The sequence below is a fragment of the Martinezella rhizogenes genome (assembly GCF_027460065.1).
Taxonomy (GTDB): Bacteria; Pseudomonadota; Alphaproteobacteria; order Rhizobiales; family Rhizobiaceae; genus Agrobacterium; species Agrobacterium rhizogenes_C.
Map to the genome: position 1 here is coordinate 1 of NZ_JAPYZZ010000018.1, position 13,890 is coordinate 13,890.

Annotated in this window: 16 protein-coding genes; 6 read left to right on the forward strand and 10 right to left on the reverse strand. The window is 59.6% G+C overall.

Annotation, left to right across the window (positions count from 1 at the left end):
• Positions 1-334: 334 nt before the first annotated feature.
• A complete protein-coding gene (locus O8B93_RS22185; RefSeq protein WP_269712061.1) occupies positions 335-790 on the reverse strand; it encodes a GNAT family N-acetyltransferase in 456 nt (151 codons plus the stop codon).
• Positions 791-896: 106 nt separating this feature from the next.
• Between O8B93_RS22185 and O8B93_RS22190 the strand changes: the two genes are divergently transcribed.
• Entirely contained in the window at positions 897-1,316 is a 420-nt protein-coding gene (locus O8B93_RS22190; protein ID WP_269712062.1) for a hypothetical protein, read from the forward strand.
• Between the two features lie 210 nt (positions 1,317-1,526).
• Here the strand turns inward: O8B93_RS22190 and O8B93_RS22195 are convergent, their stop codons facing one another.
• The 3 genes from O8B93_RS22195 to O8B93_RS22205 all read right to left on the reverse strand — a co-directional run bounded on the left by O8B93_RS22195 (position 1,527) and on the right by O8B93_RS22205 (position 3,985).
• Positions 1,527-2,681, reverse strand: a complete 1,155-nt coding sequence (locus tag O8B93_RS22195; RefSeq protein ID WP_269712063.1) for a DUF2336 domain-containing protein — start codon at positions 2,679-2,681, stop codon at positions 1,527-1,529.
• A gap of 105 nt (positions 2,682-2,786) precedes the next feature.
• Positions 2,787-3,404, reverse strand: a complete 618-nt coding sequence (locus O8B93_RS22200) for a flavin reductase family protein (RefSeq protein ID WP_269712064.1) — start codon at positions 3,402-3,404, stop codon at positions 2,787-2,789.
• Complete coding sequence (locus tag O8B93_RS22205) at positions 3,404-3,985, reverse strand: nitroreductase family protein (protein WP_269712065.1); 582 nt, start codon at positions 3,983-3,985, stop codon at positions 3,404-3,406. The genes O8B93_RS22200 and O8B93_RS22205 overlap by 1 nt, the downstream gene beginning before the upstream one ends.
• 109 nt (positions 3,986-4,094) lie before the next feature.
• Here O8B93_RS22205 and O8B93_RS22210 point away from each other — a divergent pair, with 109 nt between their 5' ends.
• A complete protein-coding gene (locus O8B93_RS22210) occupies positions 4,095-5,075 on the forward strand; it encodes a hypothetical protein (protein ID WP_269712066.1) in 981 nt (326 codons plus the stop codon).
• A gap of 202 nt (positions 5,076-5,277) precedes the next feature.
• On the opposite strand, the gene thrS is transcribed toward O8B93_RS22210, so the two are convergent.
• The 4 genes from thrS to O8B93_RS22230 form a co-directional block, all read right to left on the reverse strand.
• Positions 5,278-7,281, reverse strand: coding sequence for a threonine--tRNA ligase (gene thrS, locus O8B93_RS22215; protein WP_269712067.1), 2,004 nt, complete (start codon positions 7,279-7,281; stop codon positions 5,278-5,280).
• Between the two features lie 126 nt (positions 7,282-7,407).
• Positions 7,408-7,932, reverse strand: coding sequence for a DUF1697 domain-containing protein (locus O8B93_RS22220; protein ID WP_269712068.1), 525 nt, complete (start codon positions 7,930-7,932; stop codon positions 7,408-7,410).
• The gene (gene yidD, locus O8B93_RS22225; RefSeq protein ID WP_269712069.1) at positions 7,929-8,288 is read right to left on the reverse strand and encodes a membrane protein insertion efficiency factor YidD; all 360 of its coding nucleotides are present in this window, start codon (positions 8,286-8,288) and stop codon (positions 7,929-7,931) included. The genes O8B93_RS22220 and yidD overlap by 4 nt, the downstream gene beginning before the upstream one ends.
• Positions 8,289-8,291: 3 nt before the next feature.
• Entirely contained in the window at positions 8,292-8,738 is a 447-nt protein-coding gene (locus tag O8B93_RS22230; RefSeq protein WP_269712070.1) for an iron-sulfur cluster assembly scaffold protein, read from the reverse strand.
• 280 nt (positions 8,739-9,018) lie between these two features.
• Here O8B93_RS22230 and folE point away from each other — a divergent pair, with 280 nt between their 5' ends.
• From folE to O8B93_RS22245, 3 genes are all read left to right on the forward strand, one after another.
• Positions 9,019-9,645: a GTP cyclohydrolase I FolE gene (gene folE / locus O8B93_RS22235; protein WP_003495569.1), complete on the forward strand. Its 627-nt coding sequence runs from the start codon at positions 9,019-9,021 to the stop codon at positions 9,643-9,645.
• 125 nt (positions 9,646-9,770) lie between these two features.
• Positions 9,771-10,223 carry a phosphoribosyl-AMP cyclohydrolase gene (gene hisI / locus O8B93_RS22240; protein WP_269712071.1) on the forward strand — a complete coding sequence of 151 codons (453 nt, stop codon included), beginning with the start codon at positions 9,771-9,773 and terminating at the stop codon, positions 10,221-10,223.
• Positions 10,224-10,317: 94 nt separating this feature from the next.
• Positions 10,318-11,256: a patatin-like phospholipase family protein gene (locus O8B93_RS22245; protein WP_269712072.1), complete on the forward strand. Its 939-nt coding sequence runs from the start codon at positions 10,318-10,320 to the stop codon at positions 11,254-11,256.
• Between the two features lie 219 nt (positions 11,257-11,475).
• Here the strand turns inward: O8B93_RS22245 and O8B93_RS22250 are convergent, their stop codons facing one another.
• Both O8B93_RS22250 and O8B93_RS22255 read right to left on the reverse strand, forming a co-directional pair.
• Positions 11,476-11,910 carry a CBS domain-containing protein gene (locus tag O8B93_RS22250; RefSeq protein ID WP_269712073.1) on the reverse strand — a complete coding sequence of 145 codons (435 nt, stop codon included), beginning with the start codon at positions 11,908-11,910 and terminating at the stop codon, positions 11,476-11,478.
• 156 nt (positions 11,911-12,066) lie between these two features.
• Positions 12,067-12,804: a rhomboid family intramembrane serine protease gene (locus tag O8B93_RS22255; protein ID WP_269712074.1), complete on the reverse strand. Its 738-nt coding sequence runs from the start codon at positions 12,802-12,804 to the stop codon at positions 12,067-12,069.
• A 355-nt stretch (positions 12,805-13,159) separates the two neighbouring features.
• Between O8B93_RS22255 and O8B93_RS22260 the strand changes: the two genes are divergently transcribed.
• Positions 13,160-13,717 carry a PAS domain-containing protein gene (locus O8B93_RS22260; protein ID WP_269712075.1) on the forward strand — a complete coding sequence of 186 codons (558 nt, stop codon included), beginning with the start codon at positions 13,160-13,162 and terminating at the stop codon, positions 13,715-13,717.
• The last annotated feature ends 173 nt before the right edge of the window (positions 13,718-13,890 follow it).

Genomic DNA, 13,890 nt, shown 5'->3' on the forward strand with positions numbered 1-13,890 from the left:
TCTGGGTTGCGGCGTCGAAAAGATCGAGATGTGCTTTTGCAACGTCGCATCCGATGTAAACAGGGTGTACCATGGCAAGCCTCATCCTGTGCTACGAGGTCCGCGCTCACGGCCTCTGTCAACTGTTCAGGTTGGGATTATCAAGAGCGGGCGGAGGCCAAAGCCAGCAAACGGTCTCAATCGACCAGGACCCCGACGGCCTTCCGCCCGCAACCCTTATACCATAACTCCAATACACAGGACCCCGGAACTAGTCCGGGGTGACGTTGAGCGGATGCGGCTGCACCGCAAACCTCCCCGTCACCGGCTCTGCGATCAAGCCGTGCCTTGGCCCTTAAAGCGCCTTCTCCATGAACAGGCTGAGCGGATCGGGCTTATAGGGCGCAAAGGCCTCGATCTCCACAAACCCCGCCTTGCGATATAGACCGATCGCCTCCGGCTGGCTGATGCCGGTTTCAAGCCGGATGGCGGAAAGACCAAGTTCCGCGCCGCGCGCAACAAGCGTATCCATGATGAGCTTGCCGATCCGCAATCCCCGCGCCTCGGGATCAACGAACATGCGCTTCACCTCCGCCGTGCCGTCACCCGCCTCCACCAGCGCACCGCAGCCGACGACGTGGCCGTCATGCCGGGCGACAAAAAACGAAACATTGTCCTTCTCTAGCGCGCCGATATCGACCAGGTGATTGCTCTCGGCGGGGTAAAGCGAGGCCATATAGGCGTTGGAGAGATCGATGAGGCGCAGAACGGCTTCCTGGCGCGGCGTTTCAAGCTTGATTTCGGTTGCCAATGCGATGCCTGCTTTCTTTCAAAAAATGCGTATTTCGTCGTAATGTCACTGCAATCGGGATAGATGAGTTTCTAGAGCATTATTCCCGACAGAGGCAACACACCCCATGAAAACAGCCCTCGTTCTCATGACCTTCCTTGGCTGCGATGACAGCGCCACCGATTGCCATTACCTCGCCACTTCGCAGCAGCGCTGGACGAGCATAGAACTGTGCGACGCCGTGTCGGAAAAGGAGCTGGAACGCTTCGCCAACGCCTCCTATCCGGTCGTGGTGGCCGTGTGCCAGACACCGGGCGAGCAGACCCCGCAGACGGCCGGCACGCAGCCCCCTGCTGCCGCAGCAGCCGATGCACAGCAGGCAACGGCAGAGGTGACGCCGAAGGAAGAGGAAAGCCTCACAAAACAGGCGATCGGCCGCGTCAGCCGCATCCTTCCTTCCACCGAGGGCATAAAGCATTTCCTGGGGACGCCGGTGAGGATGGTCGAGAACAGCTATTCGTGGATTGCCAAGCGATTCGATAAGTGATTGCGGGCAACCAATCTTCCCTCATTCCTGTGCTTGTCACAGGAATCCAGTCGACGCGCGTCTGCGCGGCAGGGAGAGTCCTTCCAGCCCAAGGACTTGGGCTGGAAGGACTCTCCCTGTGACGAGCACAGGGATGAGGATGAGAGGATCCCCCCCCCGGGAAAATTATGACACCCATGCGATTTGTAGCAGCCGAAAATTAACCCGACCTCACGCCGCCTCAACCGAAAGCGCTTCCGCATAATACCGCGCCTTCTGGCGCTCTTCCGCAATGGACAGCTTGCGCACAGCATGCAGCAGTTCGAAAAGCGTTTCGGAACCGCTCACGTCACGGAAATGCGCCAGCAATTCGGCCGAGACGGAAGCCGCGGCCTCCGAAAGCTGCGAGCGGGCGGCGCGGCGCCACATCAGCGTCGCCTCGATGAAGACATCGACGACATCACCCAAAAGACCGATCGACTGGAACAGGGCCTTCAGCGCATGCGGCCGCCCGGTTGCCAGAATGGCGCGCACCTTGCGATCATCGAGACCGGAGAGATTGACCATCGCCGCCGTGAAGAACTCCAGCCGACCCGAACAGACGGCATGGATGAGCAGCGCCGGCGTCAGTTCCAGCCGCTGGCGAAGATGCTCCACCAGCGCCGGCAGTTCCGGTGAAGAAACACCGGCAGCGATGAGAATGGTGGCGGAATCTTCCGCTTCCCGGAAAAGACTGTCGGCGCGGTTACGGGCAATCATCGCATGAACCAGCGCAGAGCCCGCCAGCGCCTCGCTGATGCGGCCCATCAACAGGTGGCGCGCGTCGGCAGGCAGCGCCTCACGGCGAAGCAGAAGGTCGCGAATATCGGCATCCGAACCGTGACGCTCGGCAATGCGCCGCAGCGAAAACGGCGTGATGAAAGCATCGTCATTTTCAAGCAGGATGAGAGTTTCCGGCAGATCCCCGACTTCGGCGAGTGCGGCGCAGACACCGCGCGGCAGGCCCGGCCTTGCGGCGATGAGGGAGCGCGTCAGGCTTTCGCCGCGCCCGGCGAGATCAACCAGATCGGCCTCACCGAGAACCGGCGAACGGGCAATCACCGTGCAGGCGATTTCCGGCTGGTCTTCGGCAAGCGAAACGAGAATGGCGCGCGGCGCATCGTCGGCATCCGCCAGCGCCTCGGCAAGTGCCAGCCGCACACGCGGTGAAGGATCATCCAGCAGATAGGTCATCGCCATATAGGCGGCATCGCGGTTCTCCCGCGCCATGCCGGCCTGCAGATAGGCACGGCCGAGCGCATTGGCGGCTTTTGCCCGCTCGCCCGATCCGGCCTTTTCAGACCAGCGAAGAAATGCCTGTACGATCACATGAGCCTCGAAACACATTCATACAATGGATGACGGCATCATTGCCGCCACCATGTATAAAACTCTAGGCGCAAATGGTTTACGTTTGGTTCACCATAAAATTTAACCCTTGCCGGCGAAGGATTATACTGATGGTGCAGCAGAGGGACGCTGCAGCTGGAATACATCGCTGCCGCCATCGCAGTAATCCATATAGCCCATGCGCGCCACGGGACGCGCAAGCCCCATGTCGATGCGACCATCACGGATGATCGTCTCATCGATATGGATCGCCATGACCTGCCCGATCACCATCCACGATTCGGTCGGTTTGCCGTCGATATCGGTGAGCTGCTGGATCTGCGTTACACGGCACTCCAGAACCGCCAGTGCCTCACGCACGAAGGGTGCATCAACCACCCTCCCGTCAACGGCGGTGAGACCGGCAAGGGCGAATTCATCGACATCATAAGCGACCGGCGCGGAAGAGGCATTCATACGGTCGACCAGATGGCGGCTGACGAGATTGGCGGTGAAAACGCCGGTTTCCTCGACGTTGCGCAGGCTGTCTTTCCTGCCGCTCGAGGAAAACATGACGAGCTTCGGCCGGTCCGAAATCGCGTTGAAGAAGGAATAGGGCGAGAGGTTCAAGACGCCCTCCCTGCCCTTCGAGCCGATCCAGCCGATCGGCCGTGGCGCGACGATCGCCTTGAACGGATCATGCGGCAGGCCGTGCTGGTTGGTGTCGGTCGTGTAGAACATCAGACATCCCCGACCCAGGTAACGACGTCGGCAAGCTCCGGCCGTGGTCGCTCCACCGGCGGAAATGTCGTCGAGCCGATGTGGATATAACCCGCGACCTTTTCTTCCGCGCTGACGCCGATCTCCGCAAGGAACGCCGGATCGAAAGCAAGCCATTCCGTCAGCCAGTTCGCCGCAAAACCATTGGCATTGGCCGCGAAGATGACGTTGAGGCAAACGGCACCGGCGGACATGATCTGCTCCCATTCGGGAATCTTGAAATGCGGTTTTGCGGTGCTGATGACGGCGATGACAACAGGCGCGCGGGTGAAGCGCGTACGCTCCGCTTCCTGCTGCTGCAGATCAAGATCGGGATTTTTTTCGAGCGCGATCCTGAGCGCCGTCTCGCCGAGACGCACCCGCTCCTCCCCGCGATAAACCACGAAACGCCAGGGGGCGAGCTTGCCGTGGTCGGGCACGCGCACGGCAAGGCGCAGGATTTCCTCGATTTCACCTTTCGAAGGTCCGGGTTCGCTGAGTTGCAGGGCCGGTATGGAGCGGCGAACCTTGAGATAATCGAGGAGCTTGATATCGCTGGTCATGGTCAAATATCTTCCATTCTGCTGTCATCGAGAAACTAGGGCCTTGAAATAGCCACGGCATTGGTTTTGAAGTGATCCGGGAAAATCAAGAAGTCAATCGGTATCGAAAATGTCGGCAATCAAAATCGCGGCACGTCTGGTCATTGCGTTCGCCGCGATCGGCGTTTTATCGCAGGTAGCCTTGTCGCAGGACGCCTTTAAAGACTTCAAGCAGCTCGGCGGCACGCCGAAAATGCCGAAACTCAACGCTTTCACTGCCCCCTCCGCTCCCAATGCCCCGACAAGCACCGCCCGCGACATCGCGATGGAAGCGAAGTTGACGAGCGAAGGCGAAGCGGTGAAGGAAGGCCTTTCATGGCGTGTCTTCAGCCCCATTCCCGGCACTGACGGCAAGCTGCCGATGCTGGCAAGCTCCGAGGGCGGTTCGGCGCAGTTCCATCTCGTGCCCGGCGAATATTTCGTCAACGTCGCCTTCGGCCGGGCGGGCGTCACCAAGAAGCTCAACGTGCCGGCCTCCGGCAATGTCCAGAAACAGGTGCTGATCCTCGATGCCGGCGGCTTCGTGCTGAACGCCGTTGCAGGCTCCGACAAGCAGATTTCCGGCAACCAGCTGAAATTCTCCGTCTATTCCTCCGACGCCCGTCCGGATGGCGAACGCGGCCTCGTGATGGCCGATATCAAGCCCAACACCATCGTGCGGCTGAATGCCGGCACCTATCATGTGGTTTCCGAATATGGCAACGTCAACGCGGTGGTGCGCGCCGATATCCAGGTCGAAGCCGGCAAGCTGACCGAAGCGACGCTGCAGCATCAGGCAGCACAGATCACTCTCAAGCTCGTGTCCGAAGCGGGTGGTGAGGCCATTGCCGATACGGCCTGGTCGGTGCTGAACGGCGGCGGCGACGTGGTCAATGAAAGCGTCAGTGCCTTCTCCACCATGGTGCTTGCGGAAGGCGAATATACCGCCATCGCCCGCAACAAGGACAAGGTCTACCAGCGCAACTTCAAGGTCACGTCCGGCCGGGATTCGGATGTGGAAGTGCTGATGAAGGACCAGGCGCCGGAAGACATGACCGGGGATTTTGAATAGGTTTCGCCACTCTTGAAATCATCCTCGGCCTTGAGGATGGTGACTCTCTGCCTTACGCGCGACGTCATCCTTGGGCTTGTCCCAAGGATCTAAACACGTCCAATTCAATCGAGACGTTGCAGATGCTCGGGACAAGCCCGAGCATGACGGAAGAGAGCTTTGCCCGCAAACAAAACGGCCCCCGAAGGGGCCGTAACTGTTATCAGGCAACCTGCTTTTTCGCAGCAAGCTTGCGCTTGACATCCGGCGGCGTCGCCTCGTCCACGAGGCTTGCAATCGCTTCTTCGAGCGACATCGACGTCTGGTTCTGCGAACCGAGACGACGGATGTTGACGCTGCGCTCTTCCGCTTCCTTGCGGCCACAGACGATGATGACCGGAACCTTGGTCACCGAATGTTCGCGGACCTTGTAGTTGATCTTCTCGTTGCGGAAGTCGGTTTCCACCGCCATGCCCGCCTCGCGCAGCGCTTCGGCAACCTCGCGGCCGTAGTCATCCGCATCCGAGGTGATGGTGGCGACAACCACCTGAAGCGGCGCGAACCACAGCGGCATATGGCCGGCGAAGTTCTCGATCAGGATACCGAGGAAGCGCTCCATGGAGCCGCAGATGGCGCGATGGATCATCACCGGCTGCGTCTTTTCCGAATTCTGGTCGATATAGAAGGCGCCAAAACGTTCCGGCAGGTTGAAGTCCACCTGCGTCGTGCCGCACTGCCATTCACGGCCGATGGCGTCCTTCAGCGTATATTCGAACTTCGGCCCGTAGAACGCACCCTCGCCCGGCAGGATACCGGTCTTGATGCGGCCTTCGGACTGTTCCTCGATGGTATCAAGAACCTCCAGCATCACGCTTTCGGCGCGATCCCACAGATCGTCGGAACCGACGCGCTTTTCCGGGCGCGTGGAGAGTTTGACGACGACTTCGCTGAAGCCGAAATCCTCATAGACCGAGAGGATCAGATCGTTGATGCGCAGGCATTCCGCCGCCATCTGCTCTTCCGTGCAGAAGACATGCGCATCGTCCTGCGTAAAGCCGCGAACGCGCATCAGGCCGTGCAGCGCACCCGATGCCTCATAACGATGCACGTTGCCGAATTCTGCAAGACGCACCGGCATTTCGCGGTAAGACTTCAAGCCATGCTTGAAGATCTGCACGTGGCCGGGGCAGTTCATCGGCTTGAGCGCAAACACACGCTGATCGGCTTCCTCGTCATCGGGATGGGTAAAGGCATGGGCGGATTTCACCGCGAACATGTTTTCCTGATACCAGCCCCAGTGACCGGAGGTTTCCCACAGCGATTTGTCCAGCACCTGCGGCGCGTTGACTTCCTGATAGGTATTGGCGAGCCGGCGGCGCATATAGGCCGTCAGCGTCTGGAACATGCGCCAGCCCTTGCCGTGCCAAAACACGACGCCCGGACCTTCTTCCTGGAAATGGAACAGGTCCATTTCACGGCCGAGGCGGCGATGGTCGCGCTTTTCAGCTTCGGCGAGAATATGGAGATAATTGTCCAGCTCTTCCTGCGTTGCCCAGGCGGTGCCGTAAATGCGCGACAGCATCGCATTGTTGCTGTCACCACGCCAGTAAGCGCCAGCCACCTTCATCAGCTTGAAGGCCGTGCCGATCTGGCCCGTGGAGGCCATATGCGGGCCACGGCAAAGATCGAACCAGTCGCCCTGATAATAGATCTTCAGGTCCTGACCTTCCGGGATCGCGTCCACGAGTTCGACCTTGTAGTTCTCGCCCTTGGCGGCGAAAACTTGCCTGGCCTTTTCGCGCGACCAGATTTCGCGGGTAAACGGCTTGTTGCGCTGAATGATTTCCTTCATCCGCTTTTCGATCTTCGGCAGATCTTCCGGCGTGAAGGGTTCGTTCTTGGCGAAGTCGTAATAAAAGCCGTTCTCGATGACGGGACCGATCGTCACCTGCGTACCGGGCCACAGTTCCTGCACGGCTTCCGCCATGACGTGAGCGGCATCGTGGCGGATGAGCTCCAGCGCACGGCCGTCTTCACGCGTGACGATCTCTATTTTGCCATCGGTGATGGTCTCGGACAAATCGCGCACGGTGCCGTCAAGCGCAATGGCGACGGCCTTCTTGGCAAGCGATTTGGAGATGGATTCGGCGACCTCACGGCCGGTCGTGCCGGCGGGGTAGCTGCGCACGGATCCATCGGGAAATGTAAGGGAAATGGCTTCAGACATCGTCTCGTGCTCCTGTCCAGTCCCGCCAACGAATGCGGGTGGTGTTGGAATAATGATTTGCCCGCGACAAGCGGACAGGCAGGCTGATAAAGGCTTTTGCCATTGCAGTCAAAGGTGAAGGGCAGTTCAGCGAAGCATTTCCGCGAGACCATTGACCGTATTGGCGTTGCGGGTCGTGCCGATACCAAGCCTTTTGGTGGTCAGGACCGACAGCAGCCGGCTCTCGCTCGGTTTCCCCTGAAAATCGATCCACAGGTCACCGCCGACCACGGCAACCTCTTCCCGCTGACGGGACTTATCAAATAGTCCAAGAACGTTCCCGTCCAGCGGCTCCCGCATGACCCGAACGCAGACGTCAGGCGGATTGCCGTGCGGAAACGGGTTGTCCGCCGCCAGTTTCAGCCAGTCACTACCCGAACGAACGAGAATATCGACATGTTTGCCGAAACGGGCCTCAAAGGCACGCTCCAGCCTGTCCTCAATCTCGCGAACAGGTACCGCCTCAGTGCGAAAAACCAGATTTCCGGTCGCGACAAGTGTCCTGCATTCTGCAAATCCCAGCTCTTCCGCCAGCGCCCTGAGATCGGCCATGACGAGCCGCTTGCCGGGGCCAAGCACGATGCTGTGCAGCAGGGCCACATAGTCATTCATCGATGTCGGCTCCAGTAACGCCACGGCATCCACCAGCGTTTGCTGCCATCGAGTTCTTCCGGCACCGGGTCCAGCCCGCTGGTGCCGCCAGGGCCGCAACGCGCCACACGAAACAACGTCATCCAGCCGCCGGCCCACAGCCCGTGGCGGGCAATCGCCTCATAGCCATATTCGGAACAGGTGGGGATGTGGCGGCAGGAATTGCCAACGAAGCCCGACAGCGTGAGCTGATACAGCCTGATAAAGCCGACGCCGAAAAGCCGTCCCGGTGTCCTGACGAAGCTGCCCGCCCAGTTGCGGGATCGCCCGGTTTTCACCGCTGTCTGCTGGTGCCGGCAGCCCGGTTCGCCGCACATCGGCTAACCCGCAACGTTGAGAGCCGGCCGGCCTTCGATCTGGTCGAGCGCATCGACCACCGCCTCGAAGGTCAGCATGGTGGAAGCGTGACGCGCCTTGAAATCCCTGACCGGCAAAAGCACGCGCATATCCGCAAAACGGCCCGTCGGCCCTTCACCGTCCTGTTTCAGCATGGCGAGCATATCTTCCCGCGCCTGCCGGATTTCGCCGGTGGAAGCCCCGACAATGTGATGCGCCATGATGGAGGCCGAGGCCTGCCCCAGTGCGCATGCACGGACTTCATGCGAAAAAGCCGTCACGGTGCCGTCTTCGACCTTCAGATAGACCTTGAGTTTAGAGCCGCATAATCGCGAGTGTTTTTCAGCACTGGCATCGGCATCCTCGAGAATTCCCGTCAGTGGAATATTCCCGGCAAATTCAAGAATGCGATTATTGTAGATATCATCCATCGAAAGTGTCCGGCGCGCTCAAAATGCCCAAAACGGGACAGGTCAGATTTTTCAAACACAGCGTTCGTCGCAGTGAAGCTTTCCTGCCCTTCATTCTCATTATATGCTAACGAGCTTTCTGGACATCAAGCCGTGATCAAATTAACGGCTCCGATACCGAAAAAACAGCATCGGCCTTGCCAAAATGCTGTAAAACAACCAGATAGCAGCAGCTGCGAACATGAGTTCGCGATGAAAAACGAATTCAGGTGCGGCCTTTACCCGCATCGGGAGAGACGGAATGGATGCGATCGTGAAGAATTTCCCCGGCGCTGGCGCAAAACCAGACGTGGCCGAAGCTCGCCCAAGCCAGGCCGAAGCGGAAGAAGCCGTGCGCGTTCTCCTGCGCTGGGCAGGAGAAAATCCCGCCCGCGAAGGGCTTCTGGATACGCCCAAGCGCGTCGCCAAGGCCTATCGCGAGCTTTTTGCCGGTTATGAGCTGAATGTTCAGGACGTGCTTGGCACGACCTTCGAGGAAGTCGGCGGTTATGACGATGTAGTGCTGGTGCGCGACATCCCGTTCTTCTCCCATTGCGAGCACCATATGGTGCCGATCGTCGGCAAGGCGCATGTCGCCTATCTTCCGGCTGGCCGCGTGCTTGGCCTGTCGAAGATCGCCCGCGTCGTCGAAATCTTCGGCCGCCGCCTGCAGACGCAGGAAAACATGACGGCGCAGATCGCAAGATCGATCGAAGAAACGCTCAAACCGCGTGGCGTGGCCGTCATGATCGACGCCGAACATATGTGCATGTCCATGCGCGGCGTAAACAAGCAAGGGTCCACGACGCTGACCACCAGCTTCACCGGCACGTTCAAGAACGACCCGGCCGAGCAGGTACGCTTCATGACCATGGTGCGGAACCGCTAAGCATCGGACCGGAAAGTGTAGCGCGGGTTTCCTGAAACCCGCTGCTCAGACAAATTTTGGAGTGGCGGACTGATTCTATTGTCTCCGCCGCTCTGAAACCTTCCGCTTTTCTCCCCGGGGTCGCCATGTCCATTCCCTTTCCGTCCGCGCCTGCGGACAAGGAAGTGCTCGAAAACGCAGGTCTCTTTTCGCCGAAATTCGATGCCCATGGCCTCGTCACCGCCGTGGTTACCGATGCGCGCGATGGCGAATTGCTGATGGTAGCGCACATGAATGCGGAAGCCCTGTCGCTGACGCTCGAGACCGGCATCGCGCATTATTACAGCCGCTCCCGCGACAAGATCTGGAAGAAGGGCGAAACCTCCGGCAACCTGCAGACGGTGAAGGAATTCCGCACCGATTGTGATCAGGATGCCGTATGGCTGAAGGTCTCCGTCGCCGGCCATGATGCGACCTGCCATACCGGCCGCCGCTCATGCTTTTACCGCACTGTCGAGCTCTCCAACGACGATGCTGTGACGAAAATCACCGACGATACCCGCCATTTCGATCCGGCCACCACCTATTCCGACACATAAACGGCCACCTTCCATCGGCCGCACCAATTTGCTACCAATATAGCAGGCTCCGGGGATAGGGTGGAGCCTCGTGGAACTGGCAGGGAGTGCGGTCATGTTGGGATGGGGAAATCGTCACAATCAGCTTGCGGCTGGAAATCCCGAAGCCACCGGCAATGAGCCGCCCGTCACCCAGATCGTCGACAAGCACCGCATTGCGCTCGCTCTTGGCGGCGGTGCGGCGCGCGGCTGGGCCCATATCGGCGTGCTGCGGGCGCTGGACGAAGCGGGCGTGAAGATCGGCATGATCGCCGGCACCTCGATCGGCGCGCTTGTGGGCGGTTGTTATCTCGCCGGCAAGCTCGATGAACTGGAGGAATTCGCACGGTCGCTGACGATGCGCCGCATTGCCGGCCTGCTCGACCTGACGATCGGTGGCGGTGGCCTCTTTGGCGGTATGCGGCTGACCAAGCGCATGCAGGAACATCTGGAAGGCCTGCGTGTCGAAAACCTCGACCACCCCTTCATCGCCGTCGCCACGGAACTGCGCACCGGCCACGAGGTCTGGATCCACCAGGGCGATCTCGTCACCGCGCTGCGCTCGTCCTATGCGCTGCCCGGCATCTTCGAGCCCGTGTTATGCAACGGCCGCACCCTGATTGACGGCGCGCTTGTCAATCCCGTGCCCGTTTCCGTTTGCCGCGCCTATGAGCAGGCGCTGGTCGTTGCGGTAAACCTCAATTACGATCTTTTCGGCCGTTCCGCCGTGGTCAAACACGCGTCCTCACCACATGGCGGCGGCATACCGCCCGCGGAAACCGCGCCGCGTCCCGGCCTGCCGGGCGTCATGGTACAGGCCTTCAACATCATTCAGGACAGGATTTCGCGCTCGCGCCTGGCCGGCGATCCGCCCGATCTGATGCTGCATCCGCGCATCAACGATATCGGCCTGTCGGAATTCCATCGCGCCAGCGAAGCCATCGACCGCGGATATCAGGAAACGCGTGCGCGTATTCCGGAACTCGAGCGCATGCAGCAGGCATTCCGGCGCTAGCGCGCGAGACCCCCGCCCCCCCCCCATTCCTGTGCTTGTCACAGGAATCCAGCAGACGCGCGTCTGCGTGGCGGGAAGAACTCCGCTCAGCCCAAGGACTTGGGCTGACTAGATTCCTGTGACAAGCACAGGAATGAGGGAAGTGAGACGCCTCGCGATCAGAAATCCTTGCCTATCACCAAACATCTAAAATCGTACACCGCCGACGCCAGAAGAACCTCACCCGGCAATATAGGCCTTGATATGCTCCGCTTCGGCTTCGATCTCGCCGATCCGCGCCTTCACCACGTCACCGATGGAGATGATACCGGCAAGACGGCCGTTCTCTTCAACCGGGACATGCCTGAAGCGTCCGCCCGTCATGATTTCCATCAGCTCATCGGTGGTGGAATTGTGATGACAGCGAATGACGTTCTTGGTCATGGCCACCGACACGGATTGCAGGAGGGAAGCGGCACCCTGGCCCGCCACGGCCTTCACCAGATCGCGTTCCGTGAAGATACCGAGAACCACGCCATCGCCATCGGTCACGACGACGGAACCGATCTTGTGCGTATGCAGCGTTCCTGCCGCCTCGCCGATGCTGACGTCCGGACCGACAGTCACGACGTCCCGGCCCTTGCGGTCGAGAAGATCCTTTACGAATGTTGGCATTTCTTCCTCCTCTTATCGGCAATCCGCACCACGCCGCAGCCTCCTCCGGCGGTTGCAAATCATCAGCCATGGTGCGCTGAGGCCCGCATGAATGCAATCCCGGATGGGACGCGCAAAAGCAAATTTGCGTCGCGGCCGACAAGGAGCGTGATCGGCTTAACGTGACGGACGATCGAAAAGGCCGAAGAACAGGAAACCCAGCAGAAAGCCGAAGACATGCGCATCCCAGGCGATCTGCCCGCCGACATCGCCGAACAGCGGCACGCCCACGGCAATCAGCACATTGCCGAACAGCCACATCAGCGTGAAGATCATCACGGTGCGGTTGGAAAGTGCCGCAAGAATGCTCTGCCGCGGCATCAGATGGCCGAAGGAGGCGCTGTAGCCACCGCGCGCGGGAAAGGCAAAGCGACAGGCTGCCCCCATTAGCGCCGAAACGACGCCGGAGGCACCGATCAGCACCGTGGCATCACCCCAGTTCAACGCCGCATGACCAAAGGCCGAAACGGCGGCGGAAATGCACCATAACAGCACGAAGCGCACTGTTCCGATCCGGCGCAGAACCGGCGCGCCGAAGGCCATCAGCCACAGGCCGTTGAAGAGAATATGCTCGACGCCGCCATGCAGGAAAGAATAAGTCACCGGTGTCCAGAGCCATTCCAGCCCCTGTTGGGAAAAAGGCGTAGCATAACGCAACGGAATGAAGCCGAAGGTGAAGATGAACCAGCGCTCACCTTCCTCCGACAGAAGATAGGCGGGAACCACATAAGCTATGACCAGCGCTGCCAATATGCCGACGAGCAGCCCTGGCAGGTTGAAGACGGGATTGTTCGTGTCGTCTTTCGGTTCCGGCGTTTCCGAAACCGGCGGCTGTTCGCCGTCCTCATAGGACATGATCCCATCCCTGTCTTGGTCGAAATTGGTGTTCCCCGAGCAATATAGGAAGCCCGAACGAAAAAAAAGCCGTCCCGCCCTTGTAGCACGCGACGCCGAACCGTAACGGGTTCGAGCGCCGGGCCACGGGCGGTCCGGCTTGTCGGCGCACCCGTGGAATAGCAGGCGGCGCCATCAATTGTGCTGAAGGGAGCATTCCCCCGACATGGCGGCACGGATGCCACGACCATGACCGCGAGGCAATCTCAACCATTTGTTAACCTTAACAAATCCGGTTGGCACGAAAATCGCTACAGGTAGAATTACAGACGTTCGGATGGACATGATGTCCCAAAAACGAACATGGAGAAATGCTATGAAAAGCATGGCCGGACTGGACTTATATGCCTATTGGGATGAATTGCGCGGCAGCAGACCCGCGCCACGTCGCGAGGATATCAATCCCGCAAAACTCAAAACCCATCTTGGCGACCTTTTCATCCTGACGGACAAGGGAGAGGCCACACCTCTCTTCCGCCTTGCGGGCACGCGCCTCTGCGACCTGTTCGGCCGGGAATTGCGCGACCGGCCGTTTTCGGAGCTGTGGCATCAGGCAAATGCCACCTTCCCCTGCCGGGTGGCGCGCGGCATCCTGCAACATCAATTGCCTGTTGTCTTCGATGTCGAAGCGGAAGACGATTATGGCGCAGCACCATTGGCATTCGAAATGCTGCTTTTGCCATTGCGCACGGATGCCGGCGCCGCCCCGCGGCTGCTGGGCGCCCTGCTTCCCGAACGGCCGCGCCAAGAATTCGCGGCACCCATCCGTTACCTGTCGATGAAAAGCAGCCGCCTGCTGCGCATGGACATCGCGCCATCAAAATATCAGACAGACATGGAAACCGCCTCCGCGCCATTTGCGGGACGCTTCTGACGGCCCGTCCCGCCACGCATGCCCAGGCCGCAGGGTTACCGCTGCCGCAGAATTTTTATAAAAATAGGTCAAAGCTGTAACGATTTTACCGATCAGAAGAATTGTAGAGATTAAAGAATACAGTCTGTTAACTCGCGCAATGTAGAAACTCACCATCATCATTCATTATAATT